At 65.0% G+C, this 16,490-nt stretch carries 12 protein-coding genes; 2 read left to right on the forward strand and 10 right to left on the reverse strand.

Annotated elements, in window-relative coordinates; all coding sequences use genetic code 11:
- Positions 1-48 precede the first annotated feature (48 nt).
- From CSZ94_RS10760 to CSZ94_RS10770, 3 genes are all read right to left on the reverse strand, one after another.
- The gene (locus CSZ94_RS10760) at positions 49-951 is read right to left on the reverse strand and encodes a VirK/YbjX family protein (RefSeq protein WP_102121489.1); all 903 of its coding nucleotides are present in this window, start codon (positions 949-951) and stop codon (positions 49-51) included.
- A 166-nt stretch (positions 952-1,117) separates the two neighbouring features.
- The gene (locus CSZ94_RS10765; protein WP_102121490.1) at positions 1,118-2,473 is read right to left on the reverse strand and encodes a sensor histidine kinase; all 1,356 of its coding nucleotides are present in this window, start codon (positions 2,471-2,473) and stop codon (positions 1,118-1,120) included.
- Positions 2,463-3,149, reverse strand: coding sequence for a winged helix-turn-helix domain-containing protein (locus CSZ94_RS10770; protein ID WP_102121491.1), 687 nt, complete (start codon positions 3,147-3,149; stop codon positions 2,463-2,465). Before CSZ94_RS10770 ends, CSZ94_RS10765 begins: the two co-directional genes overlap by 11 nt.
- Before the next feature lie 256 nt (positions 3,150-3,405).
- Between CSZ94_RS10770 and CSZ94_RS10775 the strand changes: the two genes are divergently transcribed.
- Positions 3,406-4,182 (forward strand): DUF481 domain-containing protein, encoded by a 777-nt coding sequence (locus tag CSZ94_RS10775; RefSeq protein ID WP_102121492.1) that lies wholly within the window; start codon positions 3,406-3,408, stop codon positions 4,180-4,182.
- 10 nt (positions 4,183-4,192) lie between these two features.
- The gene (locus tag CSZ94_RS10780; RefSeq protein WP_102121493.1) at positions 4,193-6,058 is read left to right on the forward strand and encodes an esterase/lipase family protein; all 1,866 of its coding nucleotides are present in this window, start codon (positions 4,193-4,195) and stop codon (positions 6,056-6,058) included.
- 15 nt (positions 6,059-6,073) lie between these two features.
- On the opposite strand, the gene CSZ94_RS10785 is transcribed toward CSZ94_RS10780, so the two are convergent.
- From CSZ94_RS10785 to CSZ94_RS10815, 7 genes are all read right to left on the reverse strand, one after another.
- The gene (locus CSZ94_RS10785; protein ID WP_102121494.1) at positions 6,074-7,069 is read right to left on the reverse strand and encodes a response regulator; all 996 of its coding nucleotides are present in this window, start codon (positions 7,067-7,069) and stop codon (positions 6,074-6,076) included.
- A 13-nt stretch (positions 7,070-7,082) separates the two neighbouring features.
- Complete coding sequence (locus CSZ94_RS10790; RefSeq protein ID WP_258000913.1) at positions 7,083-10,784, reverse strand: PAS domain S-box protein; 3,702 nt, start codon at positions 10,782-10,784, stop codon at positions 7,083-7,085.
- A 368-nt stretch (positions 10,785-11,152) separates the two neighbouring features.
- Positions 11,153-11,800 (reverse strand): hypothetical protein, encoded by a 648-nt coding sequence (locus tag CSZ94_RS10795; RefSeq protein ID WP_102121496.1) that lies wholly within the window; start codon positions 11,798-11,800, stop codon positions 11,153-11,155.
- A 5-nt stretch (positions 11,801-11,805) separates the two neighbouring features.
- Positions 11,806-12,174 carry a hypothetical protein gene (locus CSZ94_RS10800; RefSeq protein ID WP_102121497.1) on the reverse strand — a complete coding sequence of 123 codons (369 nt, stop codon included), beginning with the start codon at positions 12,172-12,174 and terminating at the stop codon, positions 11,806-11,808.
- A gap of 74 nt (positions 12,175-12,248) precedes the next feature.
- Positions 12,249-14,723: a TonB-dependent siderophore receptor gene (locus CSZ94_RS10805; protein ID WP_258000914.1), complete on the reverse strand. Its 2,475-nt coding sequence runs from the start codon at positions 14,721-14,723 to the stop codon at positions 12,249-12,251.
- A gap of 119 nt (positions 14,724-14,842) precedes the next feature.
- Positions 14,843-15,820, reverse strand: a complete 978-nt coding sequence (locus CSZ94_RS10810; RefSeq protein WP_102121499.1) for a FecR domain-containing protein — start codon at positions 15,818-15,820, stop codon at positions 14,843-14,845.
- Positions 15,817-16,323, reverse strand: coding sequence for a sigma-70 family RNA polymerase sigma factor (locus tag CSZ94_RS10815; protein ID WP_102121500.1), 507 nt, complete (start codon positions 16,321-16,323; stop codon positions 15,817-15,819). Before CSZ94_RS10815 ends, CSZ94_RS10810 begins: the two co-directional genes overlap by 4 nt.
- Positions 16,324-16,490: the final 167 nt, after the last annotated feature.

Raw genomic sequence — 16,490 nt, forward strand, 5'->3', positions numbered from 1 at the left:
TCGCCCGGCAAAAAAGCCGCGCAGGTCAAAAAATGCCGCCTGCTGTTTTCATTGCGGCTGCAACAGGGAAGCCACTTGCCAGCGCATGTCCGCCGCCAGCTGAACCAGCATGGCGCCGCGGCGGCGAGCGTCGGCGCGTTTTTTCGACGCCACCTGTTCCAGGTCCGGCATCCGGCACGGACCGCATGGCAGGCGGTAATTGCCATCGCTGGTGGGCAGTGCATGCAGTTCCTGCCACGCCTGGTCGTAGTCGCAGGAAATGTGGCGGCGCCGGCGCCAGTTCAGCGCGATGCGGTTGGCGTTGCTGACGAGGTCAAGATGGACGCAGCCGAACAAGTCGCCCAGGTCGCGCAAGGCGGCCACCATCAGGTTTTTTGGCCGGCAGCCGTGCAGCGCCCGCGTCGCCTCTTTCACCGCCTGCGCGCCGGCGGACGAGCGCAAACCCTGCAAGGCGCCCAGCTGGATGGCACTCCCGCCAGGCTGCGGCCGGAACAGGAAACTGGCCAGGTACAGCGAGATGCCGTCGCGCGTCAGGCGCAGGCACAGGTCCCCTTCGCGATGGCTGTCGTGGATGGCGGTCAGCTGCAAGCGGTAAGTGGCGCCATCCTTGCCCTCGATGGTGGCCAGCACCAGCGCGCGCCGGGCAGCGTATTCCACCAGCGGCCGCGCGCCTGCCTGCCACAGGAAGCGGTAATGGCCACGCAGCAGCTCCACGCGCGCCGCGCAGCCGAAACCGCGGCTGGCGTAGGGTCGGTAGATTTTGTACAGCAGGCTGGGATGGGCTTGCGCCAGCGCCGCCAGGCCTGGCGTGCCGGCAATGAAGGCTTGCCAGCGCGCGCGCTGCACGGGAAAGACCAGCGCGCCCAGGGCGGCCTTGAGGAGGTGGCCATGCTGGCGCAGTGGCGCCTGTTGCAGCGCGGCGTTGTCGCCAATGGCGGTAAAAATATGCATGCGAACGGCTCTACGACGGGTCTGGATGAAGGGGACGCGGCGACGGCCGCAAACAGCCCGTCACAGGCGACTGCGCGTGCGCAGCCGCCTGTGACGGGTAGAGCGGATGATAGGGGGAGATGAAAACGAAGGGGGTTACAACTTGGTAATGTGCCGCTCGGCCACACTAGCCCGGCAGCCGCAATCGCAGCCGCAAGCCCGGCGCCGCATCCTCGATCTCCAGGCTACCGCCATGCAGGGCCGCGATGGCCGCCACGATGGACAGACCCAGGCCATTGCCGGGCAGATGGCGGCTCTTGTCGAGCCGGTAAAAACGCTGCGTCAGCTTCGGCAATTCTTCCCTGGGCACGCCGGGGCCGTTGTCGCGCACGGCCAGCCAGCTGCCCAGCGCATCGCTGCCGGCCGACACTTCCACCGTGGCGCCCGGGCCCGCATACTTGATGGCGTTGTCGACCAGGCTGGCCAGCGCGCTGCCCAGCAGGTTGCGGTCGCCGCGCGCCGGCACGCTGTCGCCATACATCTGCACCAGCAGCACGCCCTGCTCGTCGGCCGTCGCTTCATACATTTCCACGATGTCGGCGCCGATCTGCTGCAGGTCGATGTCATCGAAATTCTCGGGACGCATGCCCGATTCGGCCGCCGCGATCTGCAGCAGTTTGTCGAACACGCGCGTCAAGTCGTCGATGTCGTCGATGGCTGCCTGCGCCGCGCTCTCAAAACCCGCCACGCCCTGCTGCTGGCGCAAGGCGCCATCGAGCTTGTTGCGGATGCGCGCCAACGGCGTGCGCAAGTCGTGCGCAATGGCGTTCGACACGTGGCGCACGCCTTCCATCAGGTGTTCGATGCGGTCGAGCATGCGGTTGATGTCGCGGCTCAGCAAGCCGAATTCATCCTCGCTGGCGACAGGGATGCGCCGGCTCAGGTCTCCCGCCTCGATTTCCCCCGCCGTGCGGCGGATTTTCCCGATGCGCGCCTCGAGCTGACGGCGGAACAGCCAGGCACCCGCCACCACCAGCAAGATGGCCACGCCGCCACCATACGCCAGCGAACGCAGCACCAGGCTGCGGATGGACTTGCCCTCTTCCATGTCGCGTCCGACGAACAGGCGCGCACCGCCCGCCAGGTCGCGGATCAGCATGCGCGCGGGCACCCTGCGCCCTTCGCGCGTGACGTCGCGGTGCAGCAACCGGCCCACGGGGCTGCCCGCATCGGGCCAGGACGACAGATTACCGGCCACGCGGCGGCCATCGGCGTCCACCAGCAAAAAAATCTCCGTGTCGCTGTCGGTGCGGTCGGTGAGCAGATGGGCGATTTCCGCCGTCATGCGGCTGCTGCCTCCTTGCTCGTACAGCACGGCAAGGCGCTCCGAGAGCAAAATCAGCTTGCGGTCCACGCTGCGGTCAAGCACGCCGATGGTGCCGAAATAGAATACGGCGCAGACGATGCTGATCGAGACGACCACCAGCACGCCATAGCCGAGCGCCAGGCGGGCCGCAATGGAACGGTGCCAGTTACGCACCATCGAGCACGCCCAGGGTGTAGCCGACGCCGCGCACCGTGTGTATCAGTGGCGGCGAAAATTCCTTGTCCACCTTGGTGCGCAAGCGGCTCACCTGCACGTCGATGACGTTCGTCTGCGGGTCGAAATGGTAGTCCCACACGGCTTCGAGCAGCATGGCGCGCGTGACGGACTGGCCCTGGTGGCGCATCAGGTATTCCAGCAGGCGAAATTCGCGCGGCTGCAGGGCGATTTGCCGATTGGCGCGGGTCACGCGCATGGTGCGCATGTCGAGCACCAGGTCGGCCACCTGCAGCTGCGTCGATTCGGGCACGGGCGCGGCGCGCCGCAGCAGCGCCTCGATGCGCGCCAGCAGTTCGGCGATGGCGAACGGTTTCGACAGGTAATCGTCACCGCCGCTGCGCAGGCCGCGCACGCGCTCGTCGACGCTGGACAGGGCCGACAGCACCAGCACGGGCGTGTTGCGGCCCATGCCGCGCAGGCGTGCGACGATAGCCAGGCCGTCGATCTCGCCGGGCAGCAGGCGGTCGAGCACCAGCGCATCCCAGTCTTCGCCGCAGGCCAGGCGCATGCCGTCGATGCCATTGTCGCAGGCGGTGACGTCGTGGCCCACTTCGCGCAGGCCGGCACAGATATAACGGGAAGTTTCGGCTTCGTCTTCAATGACCAGGCAGCGCACGGGGAATTCCTTGTAAAGATCGGGGCAGCAAACATGCGCAGCATACGCCAGGCGCGCGCCACTTGCCAGCCCCGTCGCGTGCGGCAAACGATGACAGGCTCGGGTACAATACGGCCTCGACAATGTTTAGCCGCGCGTTTAGCCGCGCCTGCGCGCGCATGTTCCGGCGCCGCCCGGATTGCTGCGGCCTGCATAGCCACCACTGCCACTAACGAACAGCAGGCACGCCTGGCGCGCGCCACAGACAAATACAGCCATGAAATCGACCCCTACTCTCGCACTGGCGCTGGCCCTGGCCATCACCGGCGGCGGCGCTGCCGCCAAAGACACCAAGCAAAGCCTGTTATTCGATGAAATCCCCATCGGTAGCTGGAGCACTTCCGCCGAACTGGGCGCCATCACCACCTCGGGCAACACGGTCGGCACCTCGGTGACGGGCAAGATCGACGCGCGCCAGGAACTCGATGACTGGAGCAACCAGTACATCTTCAGTGGTTACTTCAAGGAAGACGAAACGACCAATGACGACGGCAAGAAAGTGCGCGAGCGCTCGGCCGAGCGCTTTTCCGCCTCCGCCAAGGCCGCCTACAAGCTGATGGCGGACAATGAGAAGCTGTTCGTGCTGGCCTCGCACGTCAACGACAAGTTCGGCGCCTATACCAAGTACTCGACCCTGGCCGTCGGTCATGGCACGCGCTGGTACCAGTCCAGCGACAAGAGCGTCGACGTGGAAATCGGTCCTGGCTATTTCAGCGGCACCAACGACACGGGAGAATCGGAACACGGCCTGACGGTGCGCGGCGCGGCCGCCATGAAGTGGAAGATCAGCCAGTCGGCGATGTTTACGCAGACGCTCAGCGTGGAACGTGGCACGTCGAACACCCACTCCATCGCCGAGACATCCCTCAGCACGAAGATCAACGGCACCATGCAGATGAAGGCAGCCTTCAGCGCCCGCAACGACACGCGCGTGCCCGACGACAAGAAGAACACCGATACACAGACCTCGCTGACCCTGGTTTATTCCTTCTAAGGCGCCCACTATGCTGACGCGGCGCCTGCGCGTATGCGCCCTGCTGTGCGCTGCACTGCTGCTGAGCGGCTGCGCCGCCGTCACCGTCAGCGCGATCTCCCCCGCCGACTACCTGCAGCAGCGGCGCGGCGACATCCTCACCACGGGCAAGCTCAGTGCCTCGGCCAACGAAGTGCTGCGCATTATCGGCAGCGACATCGCCGCTTGCGTAGCCAATACGGGCAGCTGCCGCGCCGACCTGGCCCGCTCCGATCTGCTCAGCGACGAGCAGCGCTTGGCCACGCTGTCCGAATTGTGGCTGGAAAGCGCCTTGGCGGAAGAGAAGCAAGGGGGCCATGCCAGCGCCGAATTGCTGGCCGCCTGGCTGGAGTCGGCCCGCTACGCCTATGCCTACCTGTTCTACACGACGCGCACGCCGGGCCAGCGCGCCTTTGAGGAACGCCAGACGCAGATCCGCGACTACTATAACTACGCCGTGCAGAAAGCCGTCGGCAACCTGTTCCGCCACCGCGGCGAGTATCGCCCCGACGGCCATGTGATCCGCGTCGCCGGCTGGCAGATCGACAGCGAATTGTCGGCCCTGCGCCTGCCCGAAGACGGCACCCTGCCAGAAGAACTGCTGCCAGCCACCTCGCTGTCGTTTTCCGGCCTGCGCAATGTGTACCGGCGCGACGGCTTCGGCGCCGACCTGGTCGCCGTCATGCCCAAGCCAGGCGCATCGAAAGGCGAGTATGTGCCCTACCAGGAAACCCGCTTCCCCGTCGTCACGGCGCTGATCCGTTTCGACGGCAACAGCCTGCAGGAGGTATTGGCCACGCAGCAACTGATGGTGATGCTGGTCGACCCGACGCGCAGCGAGTCGACGCGCATGGCGGGCCAGGACCTGCCCGTGGCGGCCAACTTCACGGCCGGCTACGGCCTGTGGCTGGCCCGTTCAGGCTTCGGCGTGCAGGCGCTGCGCACCCTGTTCGGCCGCGCCGACGGCATTTCGCGCCCGCAGGTGCACCTGATGCAGCCCTACGACCCGAACAAGCGCACCATCGTCATGCTGCACGGCCTGGCCAGCAGCCCGGAAGCGTGGATCAATGTGGCAAATGAACTGATGGGCGACGAGCAGCTGCGGCGCCGCTACCAGATCTGGCAGGTGTACTACCCGAGCAATGCGCCGCTGGCGGCAAATAACGCCGCCATCCGCCAGGCGCTGAGCGCGACGCTGGCGCAATTCGACCCTACTGCCAAGGCCGACGCCGCGAATGACATGGTCTTGATCGGCCACAGCATGGGCGGCGTGCTGGCGCGCCTGATGGTCTCGGACGCCAGCAACACCCTGCTCGACGCCATCACGGAAGAATATAATTTGAAGGGCCAGAAGGCGGAAAAAGTACGCGCCGGACTGGCGCCCTACCTCAATTTCACGGCCATGCCGCAGGTGAACCGCGCCATCTTCATCGCCGCGCCGCATCGCGGCACCTCGTTCGCCAACCACAAGGTGGCGCGCTGGATCGCCAACCTGATCACACTACCCATCAACATGCTCGAGCAATTGTCCGACGCGGCCGGCAGCCTGGCGCAGCTCGACACGGGCAGCAGCGAGCCGCTGCGCATCCCCAACAGCATCGATAACCTCAGCGACAAGGACCCGTTCGTGCGCCTGGTGGCCGGCCTGCCCATCAGCCCGAAAGTGCGCTACTACTCCATCATGGGCAACGACACGCCGGACCTGCCGCTGGCGGAATCGAGCGATGGCGTGGTGCCCTACGCCAGCGCCCACCTCGATGGCGCGCTGTCGGAAAAAGTCATCCCGTCCTGGCACAGCGTGCAGGAAAGCCCGCAGGCGATCCTGGAGATTCGGCGGATTTTGCGGCTGCCTGACTAGGCGATTGCCGTTTCCCTACACCGGCTCGCGCCACTGCTCCTTAATTTCCAGCATGGCCGGCAAGTGTTCCACGAACAGCGCCAGCAACTGCGGGTCGAAGTGCGTGCCGCTGTCGCGCTGCATGGTGGCGATGGCCTCTTCGACCGTCCAGGCGCGCTTGTACGGGCGTTCGCTGGTGAGGGCGTCGAAGACGTCGGCGATGGCGACGATGCGGCCTTCGTGGGGGATTTCTTCGCCTTGCAAGCCTTGCGGATAGCCACTGCCATCCCATTTCTCGTGGTGCGTCAGGGCGATGATGCGCGCCATTTTCAACAGGCCGCCCGCGTGCTCGCCGATGATGGCCGCGCCGATTTCCGCATGGCTGCGCATGACCTTCCATTCTTCCGCATCGAGCTTGCCCGGCTTTTGCAGGATGGCGTCGGGGATGCCGATCTTGCCCACGTCGTGCATGGGGGCCGCGTTGAGCAAATCTTCCGCCTGCGCCGCGCTGTAGCCGGCCGCCAGCGCCAGCTGGCGCGCGTAATAGCTCATGCGGATGACGTGCATGCCCGTCTCGTTATCCTTGTATTCGGCCGCCTGGCCCAGGGTCTGGATTACCTGCAGGCGCGAGCGGCGCAATTCCTCGGCGTCCACCAGCGACAAATGCGTGCGCACGCGGGCGCGCACGATGGGCGGGCTGACGGGCTTGGTGATGTAATCGACGGCGCCGGCGTCAAAACCGTCCGCCTCGTCCTTCACGTCGCACAGGGCGGTGACAAAAATGACGGGAATGGATGCAGTGGCCGGCATGGCTTTGAGCTGGCGGCATACCTCGTAGCCCGTCATGGCGGGCATCATGATGTCGAGCAGGATCAGCTCAACGGGGTTGTTCTGCGCAAGTTCCAGCGCCTTCTCGCCATCCTTGGCGTACAGCAGGCGGTAATCGTTCTGCAATATCTGCCGCAGCACCTGCAGATTCGTCGCTTCGTCGTCCACCAGCAGCAGGATCGGTTTGTCTTCGTGTAAGGTCATCGTTGGCCCAATATCAGGAAAGGTCGGCTGGCGCTGGTGCTTCCAGCCACGTCAGCAGCTGGCGCAGCACGCCCGCGGCGCGCGTAAATTCAAAGTCATCGATGGCGCTGGCCAGCGCCTGCAGGCGCTGCTGCTGGCCGTGCGGCGCCAGCATGGCGGTAATCTGCGCCATCAGGGCGTCGTCCAGCTGTCCGCCTTCCAGGCTGGCGATGGCTTGCCGCAGCAAGGCACCAAAGGCGGACGCATCGAGGGGTGTGGCGGCATCAGGCCTTGCGTTGGCCGGCACCAAAGGCGCCATGCTGCCCTCCTCCAGCTCGCCGGCCAGCGCCATGAAGGCGGCGGCCAGCTGCACCAGCAATTCGGTCGCCGGCAGTTGGCGCGCGATGGCTTGCTCGATGCGTCCCAACAGGCTTTCCACCTGCACCAGGCACAGGTTGCCCGCCGCGCCCTTGATACGGTGCAGCAAGTGGCCGGCCACGCTGCTGCCGCCACGTTCCAGCTCCGCGGCCAGCATGGCGGCGCAATCGCCATTGGCCTGCACGAAGCGCGCAATGGCCCGCTGCAAGGCCTCGCGGCCGCCCCACAGGGCGATGCCGCGCTGCCAGTCCACCTGGCCTGCCGCTGCACGCGCCGCCGCGCCGGACGAAGGCGGCGGCATGGCCACGGCGATATCGAGCAGGCGGGCAATTTCTGCCGTCAGCTTGTGCATTTCCAGCGGTTTCGAAGCAAAACCGTTCATGCCCGCCGCCTGCGCGGCGCGCCGGTCCTGTTCCAGCACGCTGGCCGTCAGGGCGATGATGGGCGTCGCCTTCAGGCCCTGTTCGCGCTCGTACACACGGATCAGGCGCGTCGCTTCCAGGCCATCCATGCGCGGCATCTGCACGTCCATCAGGACGACGTCGAAGCTGCCTTTGCTGAACTCGCGCACGGCGCTCTCGCCATCGCTGGCGGCGATCACCTGGTGGCCGGCCGCGCCCAGACTGATCAGGAGCAGCTCCACATTTTGCGGCACGTCGTCTGCCGCCAGGATGCGCAGCGGCGGCAAGGCCGCCACGGGCTGCTCGCTGCGGCGCGCCACGGCCTTGCCCGGTGCCAGCGGCAGCAGCACGTGGAATACGCTGCCCACGCCCAGGGTGCTTTCCACCGTGATGGTGCCCCCCATCAGTTCGACCAACTGCAGCGAAATCGTCGTGTCCAGGCCCGTGCCGCCAAAGCGGCGGCTCATGGAAGAATCGGCTTGCGTAAACGGGGCGAAGATCTTGTCCAGGCGGTCGGCGGGGATGCCGATGCCCGTGTCGTGCACGGCGATATGCACCTGTTCGCCCTGCATGCCGACAGCCACGCGCACATGGCCCACTTCGGTGAACTTGACGGCGTTGCCGATCAGATTCGTCAGCACCTGCTGCACCCGGCGCGCGTCGCCCAGGAAGAATTGGCCCATGCCCGGATCGACATCCACATGCAGCACCAGGTCGCGCGCCTGCGCCGTGATGCGCAGGGATGCGGCCACGTGGTCGACCAGGTCGGGCAGCGAAAAGTCCACCAGTTCCAGCTCGGTGGCGCCTTTTTCCAGCTTGGCCATGTCGAGGATGTCGATGAGCAGTTCGAGCAAGGAACGCGCCGACTGGCGCACCGTGCCCAGATGGCGGCGCTGCAGGCTGTCCAGAGCTGTCCCCAGCAGCACTTCCGTAAAGCCGATGATGGCGTTCATCGGCGTGCGGATTTCATGGCTCATGTTGGCCAGGAAGCTGGTCTTCGATTCGGCGGCCAGCTCGGCGCGGTCTTTCGCCGCACGCAGGTTTTCCTGCATGGCGCGCCGTTCGCTGACGTCGGTGGCCAGCTTGACCACCTTGAACGGCTTGCCGTCGGTGTTGAAGATCGGGTTGTACGAGGCCTGTATCCACACTTCCCGGCCATCCTTGTCGATGCGCTTGTACTCGCCCGTGTTGAACTGGCCATTCGCCAGCTGCTGCCAGAAGGCGATGTAGTCCGGCGAGGTCACGTAGTCCGGTTCACAGAAGATGCTGTGGTGCAGGCCCAGCACGTCATCGAGCTGGTAGCCGACCAGGTCGAGGAAGTTCTGGTTGGCCGCCAGGATGCGCCCTTGCAGATCGAACTCGATGACGGCCGTCGCGCGCGAGATGGCCGTCACCTTGCCTTCGTATTCGGCGTTGCGCAATTCGCTTTCCGTGATGTCGAGGATGACGCCGTCGATCCAGCGCACCACGCCATCATTATCGAGCACGGGGCCGCTGCTTTCGCGCACCCAGCGCTCGCGCCCGTCGCGGTGGATCAGGCGGTAGACGTTCTCGAAATCGCGCCGTTCGCCGGCCGCCTGCACGCAGGTGTCGTTGACGCGCTGGCTGTCATCCGGATGCACGAGGTCGAACAGCCTGACCCGCCCTTCGATGAAGTCCTGCGGCATCCAGCCGGTCAGGTTGAAGACGGCATCGCTGATGAAGATCATCTTCCATTCGGGCGCGAAGCTGCAGTGAAAGGACACGCCGGGAATATTGCGGATCAGGGTGCGGTACTGGCGCTCGCTGTCCTTCAGCGCCTGCTCCATGCTGCGCGAGGAACGCATGTCCGTCACGAAGGCCACGAACAGGGGCTGGCCCGGCGTGTCGATTTTGCCGATCGCCACACGCATGGGCAGTACCGTGCCATCCTTGTGGCGGCCATCGAGTTCGCGTCCGCTGTCAAGGATGCGCGAGGCGCCCGTTTCCAGGTAGTCGCGCAGATAACCCTCGTACTCGGCGGCGTCGGCCGGTTGCAGCAGCACGCTGGCGTCGCGCCCCACGATCTGCGCTTCGCGCCAGCCAAACAGGCTTTCCGCGGCGCGATTGAAGGAGCGCACCTTGCCCTGGCCATCGATGGTGATCAGGCCATCGGCTGCCGTATCGACGATGGCGCGCAGGCGCGATTCGCTGGCGCTGGCGTGGCGCAGCAACTGGCGGTAGCGCAGCAAGCCATTCGCGGCCGCCACGAAGACGGTCAGGGTGACGGTGATCAGTGCCACGGCCAGGGCCACGAACGAGGCTTGCACGGTAATCGTGTTCTTGCCTGCCGTGGGGGTGCCGGAAAAGCGCGCCGCCAGCATGCCCGTGTAATGCATGCCGGAAATGGCCATGCCCATGACGACACTGCTGACCAACAGCGCCGCCAGCGGGCTGAGACGCTGGCGCAAGGCACTCAGGCCAAAGCGTATCCACAACGCCAGCATGGCCATGACGACAGCCACCAGCAGCGACAGCGCGAACAGCCACGGCTCGTAGTGCAGGGTCAGCGAAGTCTGCATGGCGGCCATGCCGCTGTAATGCATGGAACCGATGCCTACGCCGACGAGCACGCCGCCCACCACCAGTTGCCGCCAGTTGATGCTCGGACGCGCCAGCAGGTTCAGCGCCACCCACGAAGCGGCCACGCCTGGCAGCATGGACAGCAAGGTCAGGCTGGGCTCGAAGGACACGCGCGTGCAAATGTCGAAGGCCAGCATGCCGATGAAGTGCATCGACCAGATGCCGCCGCCCAATGCGATGGCGCCCGTGATGATGGCGGTCTGGCGCTGGAAGCCGCGCTCGCTGCTGCGCGCCATGCCGGCGATCTGCAGCGCCATGAACGAGGCAAAGATGGCGATGCCGATGGAAAACAGCACTAGCCAGACATTGTGCGTGCCGTAAATATAGGCAAGCGTGTTGTCCGATACATCAAACATGGAACTAAGCATACTGTCGTGGCATAAGGTAAGTGAAACGTGACGTCGCTAAACATGACTGCGCACCGCACGCCGGTGCCAGGCTTTTTAGTAAAGCGGCAACACAGCAAAAATGACAACGGCAGCAGTCGACCAGGGCAAGACTCGGTCATCACGCCCGCGCCTGCCGCGCGGGGGAAAGGTGCTCGTTCAGAGAGAAGAAGCGGAATACGTGCGAACTCTGACGCGGATAGCTGGCCGCCAGCGTGACGATGATTTTTTAAAGAACCTTGAGTATAGTTGCTTTGAGAAAATATTCATAGGACTTCAGCAATATTATGGCAATAAAGATAATATTCTGCGGCCCAGATGCGACAAGGCCCCGCCGCTCAGGCTGGCGGCCACTGCGCGCGTATCGCAGAAGATGCCTGATAGGACGGACCGGCTCGCACGGCCACAGCAATACCGGCCAGCGTACAACGGCGGCTCAGCTCGTCCTTGATCTGCCGCAACGACCAGCGCTGCGGCACGGGCAAATCCATGCCCACCACGCGGATCAGCGGGCAGTCCTTGAGGGTGGTGTGCAGCAGCAGCTCCAGGCGTGCCATCGATGGCACGCCGCGGTACACATTCACCGCGCCCGCGTAGCTGAGCACCTCCAGTTCGCGTATCTGCTGCAGCGCCAGCTGCAGCTCCTTCTCATGACCGGGCAGGCGCCGCGCCACCCGGCGCAGCAACAGGCCGGCGTCGTTGATCTCGACATGAAAAGACAGATTGCTATCCGGCAGCAGGACCAGGCCGATGATCCAGGCGGCCAGTGCCGGCAGGAGCAGCAGTACTGCATCGCCCGCGTACGACACATCGCGCCAGACGGCTTGCAGGACAAAGGCGAGGATCAGGGCGCAGCCGCCCAGCAGCACGCGGCGCCACAGCACGGGACGCAGATTGGCCATCATCGCCGCATGGGAGCTTGCATCGTCGGCCGGCGAAAAACGGATCCATTCGGCGCGCGCCGGCTTGCAAAGCCTGGCGGGCATGCCGCTCAAGCGTTTGGCGCCAGCATGCCGCGGAACCACGCCAGTTGCTCGCGCGTCAGGTAATTGGCGCCATCGCCATGCAGGAGGACGATTTCGATCTCGGGTGGAATCGACGCGACCAATTGTGCACCCGTCACGGGAATGTTGGGAAACGCAATGCCGGCCAGGAAAACCGGATCTTCCGCCACCGTCACGCATTGGCGCTCGGGATTGGGCGATGGCACGAGGAACAGATCGATCTGCTCACTTTGCCCGCCGATGACGACGTGCAATTGCGCGGGCAGCAGTGCGGGCAGGATCAGCTCGATGTTATTCTCGGCGCGCGATTGCTGAAAAGCGCTTTTCAGGGGCGTGAGGGCAGGTGTGGCGGACATGGGAACAGTAAAAAATGGGAACGGCGGCAGTGTAGCAGAGGCGCCGCGAGGGACGCGCTCTGCAAGCACAGCCGTTACATCTTGTAGTTCAGCGAAACCAGCACGCTGCGCGGCGCACCGTAGCGCTCCAGCCCGCCCGACCAGGAATAGCCCAGGCCCTGGTAATAGCGGCGGTCCAGCACATTGTCGACACTCACGCGCAGCTGCAACTGCTCGCTCAGGCGGTAGCCGGCCGTCAGCCCGACGATGGCGTAGCCGCCCTGCTGCGTCAGAAAAGCCTGGTCGCGGCGGTAAATCTTGTCTTGCGCGTAGACGGACGCACCCAGATTCCACCGCGCCAGGCTGCCGCTCAGCTGCACAGTCGTGTACAGCTTGAACAATTGCTTCGGCTCGTCCGTGGCGATGCGCTGGCCGATGTTGGCGGCCACGCTATCGTTCGTGTACTTGGCCAGCACATAGGTGTAGCCGCCCGCGATCTGCCAGCCCGGCAGAGGCGAGCCCGACAATTGCAGATCGACGCCTTCGCTTTGCACCTGCCCGGCAGCGCGGGCGCAGTAGATGGCGCCGCCTGTCGGGCAATTGACTTCATCGGCCATGGCGCGGTTGTTTTGTTTGATGCGGAACAAGGCGCCGCCGGCATTGAGCCGGCCGCCGAAATACTCGCCCTTCACGCCCACTTCCAGATTGGTGCCGTTCAAAGGCGGCAAGGTATTGCCGCGCACATCGAGCACGCTTTGCGGCTGGAAAATCTGCGTGCCGCTCGCATACAGGGAATGATGTTGATCCACATCATAAACAATGCCAGCATACGGCGTAAACTTGGCGTTTTCCGTCAGGCTGCGGCGCCATGTGGGGCTAGTGGAATACCAGCCCGTGACATCCTGCGCATACCAGCCGAAGCGCCCGCCCAGCACCAGGCGCAGCGGATCGGCCAGGCTGAAGTTGCCGGCCACATACAGGCCCTTCTCGTCCGTCTTGCGGCCCCAGTTGTAGGGCTCGAACGGCGCGCCGCGCATAGGGTAGGCACGGGGATTCCACTGGCGGAGATCGAACACGCGCGTTTTCGCGCCTTCCCAGCTCTGGCCCGCGTCCGAATCGTCATGGCGGTAGCTGGCGCCGACGATGACGTCATGCTGGCGGCCGAACCAGGTGACGGGGCCGCTCAAGCGCCAGTCGGCCACCACTTGTCGCGTGTTGTACTTCCAGCCCGTTTCCGACTGTTCCAGCAAATACATTTCGCCATCGACACGGCTGTTGGTGGTATTGCGCGTCGAGGAAGAGGCATCGATGTGCGTGATGGCGAAGCGGCTGCGCCAGCCCTTGTCGAGGCGCGTTTCCAGGTCGGCGAAGACGACGTTGTTGTCGCGTTTCTGGAACGAATCGGCATTGTTCAGGAAGGTCGAGCGTGGCAAGTCCCTGTGGCGGCCATCGGGCAAGGTCGGCAAGCCGACGAACACGCCGTCGGTGCGGCTGTGCTGGCGCGAAAAGCCGATGCCGGCCGTGGTCGATGGCGTCAGGTCCGCTTCCACGATCGCATATACGGTGCCGTTGGTATTGTTGACCACGTCGACAAAGCTGTCGCTGTCGCGCCAGCTGGCCGCTACCCTGCCGCGCAGGCTGCCCGAGTCATTCAGGGCATTGCTGGCGTCGACCGTCAATTGCCGTTCCTTCCAGCTGCCCAGGTGGGCAGACGCGTTCAGCAAGGGCGTGGCCGTGGGACGCTTGCGTATCATGTTGATGCTGCCCGACGGCGCGCCCGCCCCTTCCATCAAACCCGTGGCGCCACGCACCACTTCCACGCGGTCGTACATCAGCATGTCGGCGGAGACGTTGCGTTCATTAAAACCCGTGACATCGAGCGGCAAGCCATCGACATTCACGTGGCTCAAGGCGAAACCGCGCGCAAAATACGTGGTTTCCTGGTCGGACACGCCTTGCGTCTTGCCATACAGGCCGGGCGTGGCGCGCGCCACGTCCTGCAAGGTGGTCAAATCGAAATCTTCCATTTGCTGGCGCGAAATGACGCTGACCGTTTGCGGCGTGTGGCGCTGCGACAGGTTCAAGCCCGTGGCCGTCGACATATTCCTCGACGTGTATAAACCCGTGCCCTCCGTGGCGCGGTCCGCCTCGGCACTGACAATCACGGCGGGCATGCTGTCCAGGCCACCGTCGGCCGCGCTGACATGGCTTTTACGCAACAGGTAATTGCCATTGCCGTTTTCAAGCACTTCGAGCCCGCTGCCTTGCAGCAGTTTTTGCAGGCCGGCGGAGACGCCATGGCGGCCCTGCAATCCTGGCGTCGCCAGGCCGTCGAGCGCCTCGCCCTGCGTGGACAGGTTGACGCCGGCGGCGATGGCAAACGATGCCAGCGCGCCGCGCAGGCTGCCGGCAGCAATATTGTAGTCGCGCACATTGGCGGCCGGGCTGGACTCGGCGGCCAGCGCCGCCTGCGGCAAACTGGCGCTAGCCGCGCCCACGGCGAGGAGCAGGACCAGCGCGGCGCGCACGGCGCCGGTGGTGGGATGGAGCGTCAGTCGTGCTGTTGTCAAGCTGCGGTACTGCAAAGCCATGTGGACCCTTTCGATGGTTCGGATTGTTCGTTCTCTACCTTGTATGACGAAGCAATCTGAAAAAAGGGACAGGCAAGCTGAAAATTTCGCACATTGCGTCAAGCCGCCTCGACACTGATCCAATAGCGCGTGCGGCGCGCCAGCCGGATCGGCAAGGAGCGCTGCAGCAAGAGCAGTATGTTGTCCGGGTCGTTCAGCTGGAAAATGCCATCCACGGGCATGGCGGCCAGCGCCGGAGCGCAGCGCAGCACGCCGTAGCGATAGCGCGCCACCTGTTCGAGCACCTCGCCCAGCGGCATGCGCTCGGCGATCAGCACGCCCTGCAGCCAGCCGGCAGCGTGCGGCGCCAGCGGCGACAAGGGGGCAACGGCCACGTCATCGAAGCTGCCCTGCTGACCCGCTTCGACCCTGCGCAAGGCATCGGGCGCTTGCGCCGGCAGGATCTCGACGGCGCCCTCGCTGACAGCCACCTGCGTGCGCGGCGCCAGCACGCTGCCGCCCTGGCGCACGCTGAAGTGCGTGCCCAGCGCGCGCACGGCGCCATTGCTGCTGCGCACGATGAACGGTCGCGCCGGGATGGCGGCGTCATGCGCCGTGCCGACATGGATTTCCCCGGCATGCAGCACGATCTGCCGCGCCGCGTCGTCAAAGTGCACATCGATGGCCGTGTCCGTGTTGAGCACCAGTTGCGTGCCATCCGGTAATGTCATGTGGCGGATTTCGCCCCTCGCCGTGCGGATCGCAGCCTGCCACACTTGCCACGGTGCGAACTGGCTGGCCAGCCACAGCGCCGGCCCGGCCGCGATCAGCCCGGCCAGGCCGTAGAGCACGGCACGCCGCTGCGGCGACTGCGGCGCCGCGTCCGCCGTCTGGCGCAGCGCGGGCGGCACGCTGGCCAGGGTGCTGCACACCAGCTCGGCCCGCTTCCACGCCGTTTCGTGCGCGGGATCGCTGGCGCGCCAGGCCTGGAACGCTTGCTGCTCGACGGGATTCAAGGCGCCCCCGTGCAGGCGCACCAGCCATTGCGCTGCCGCCCGCGCGGCGCGCGGATCGATGGCAGTCGTGCTGGCGCTCACAGGATCAGCACGATGCAGCGTTCAAACGCCTGCACCATGTAGCGTTTGATGCTGCGTTCGCTCACCGCCAGGCGCCGGGCGATTTCCCCATAAGCAAGGCCGTCCACATGCGCCAGCAGGAAGGCGCTGCGCACCAGCGGCGGCAAGCCATCGAGCATGGCATCGATGCGCTGCAAGGCTTCGCGCACCAGCAAACGCTCTTCCGGCGACGGCATCAGCAGATTGGGCTGCTGCGCCAGGGTTTCCAGCCAGGCCTGCTCCAGAGAAAGGCGCCGGTAATGGTCGATCAACAAGCGCTGCGCCACCGTCGTCAGATAGGCGCGCGGTTCATGCAGAGGCTGGCGGCCATCCTGGGGCGCCGTCAGCAGGCGCAGGAAAGTGTCGTGCGCCAGGTCGGCCGCATGGTCGGCGCACTGCAGCTTGGCGCGCAGCCAGCGCATCAGCCAGCCATGATGATTGCTGTAAATGACTGCGATGGTTTCGCCGGACTGCGCAATGTTCACTAGGGACTCCGATGCGCTCAAGGCAAGGCGCGGCTAATTGATAATAATTCTCATTATCACAAACCATTGCCTCCGGCGTCAATGCCGGCGCCTGCCCATCCCTGGAAACTGTTGTTTCAGCGTGGCTGCTAGTGCTGTATATACTGTCGTCGTCGATCAGCTGGTCG

This window comes from Janthinobacterium sp. ROICE36 (genome assembly GCF_002869965.1).
Lineage (GTDB): Bacteria > Pseudomonadota > Gammaproteobacteria > Burkholderiales > Burkholderiaceae_D > Janthinobacterium.

Coding starts and splice junctions, on each gene's coding strand:
- CSZ94_RS10760 (WP_102121489.1), bottom strand. CDS start 951: ATGCATATTTTTACCGCCATTGGCGACAACGCCGCGCTGCAACAGGCG.
- CSZ94_RS10765 (WP_102121490.1), bottom strand. CDS start 2,473: ATGGTGCGTAACTGGCACCGTTCCATTGCGGCCCGCCTGGCGCTCGGC.
- CSZ94_RS10775 (WP_102121492.1), top strand. CDS start 3,406: ATGAAATCGACCCCTACTCTCGCACTGGCGCTGGCCCTGGCCATCACC.
- CSZ94_RS10780 (WP_102121493.1), top strand. CDS start 4,193: ATGCTGACGCGGCGCCTGCGCGTATGCGCCCTGCTGTGCGCTGCACTG.
- CSZ94_RS10785 (WP_102121494.1), bottom strand. CDS start 7,069: ATGACCTTACACGAAGACAAACCGATCCTGCTGCTGGTGGACGACGAA.
- CSZ94_RS10790 (WP_258000913.1), bottom strand. CDS start 10,784: ATGTTTGATGTATCGGACAACACGCTTGCCTATATTTACGGCACGCAC.
- CSZ94_RS10795 (WP_102121496.1), bottom strand. CDS start 11,800: ATGCCCGCCAGGCTTTGCAAGCCGGCGCGCGCCGAATGGATCCGTTTT.
- CSZ94_RS10800 (WP_102121497.1), bottom strand. CDS start 12,174: ATGTCCGCCACACCTGCCCTCACGCCCCTGAAAAGCGCTTTTCAGCAA.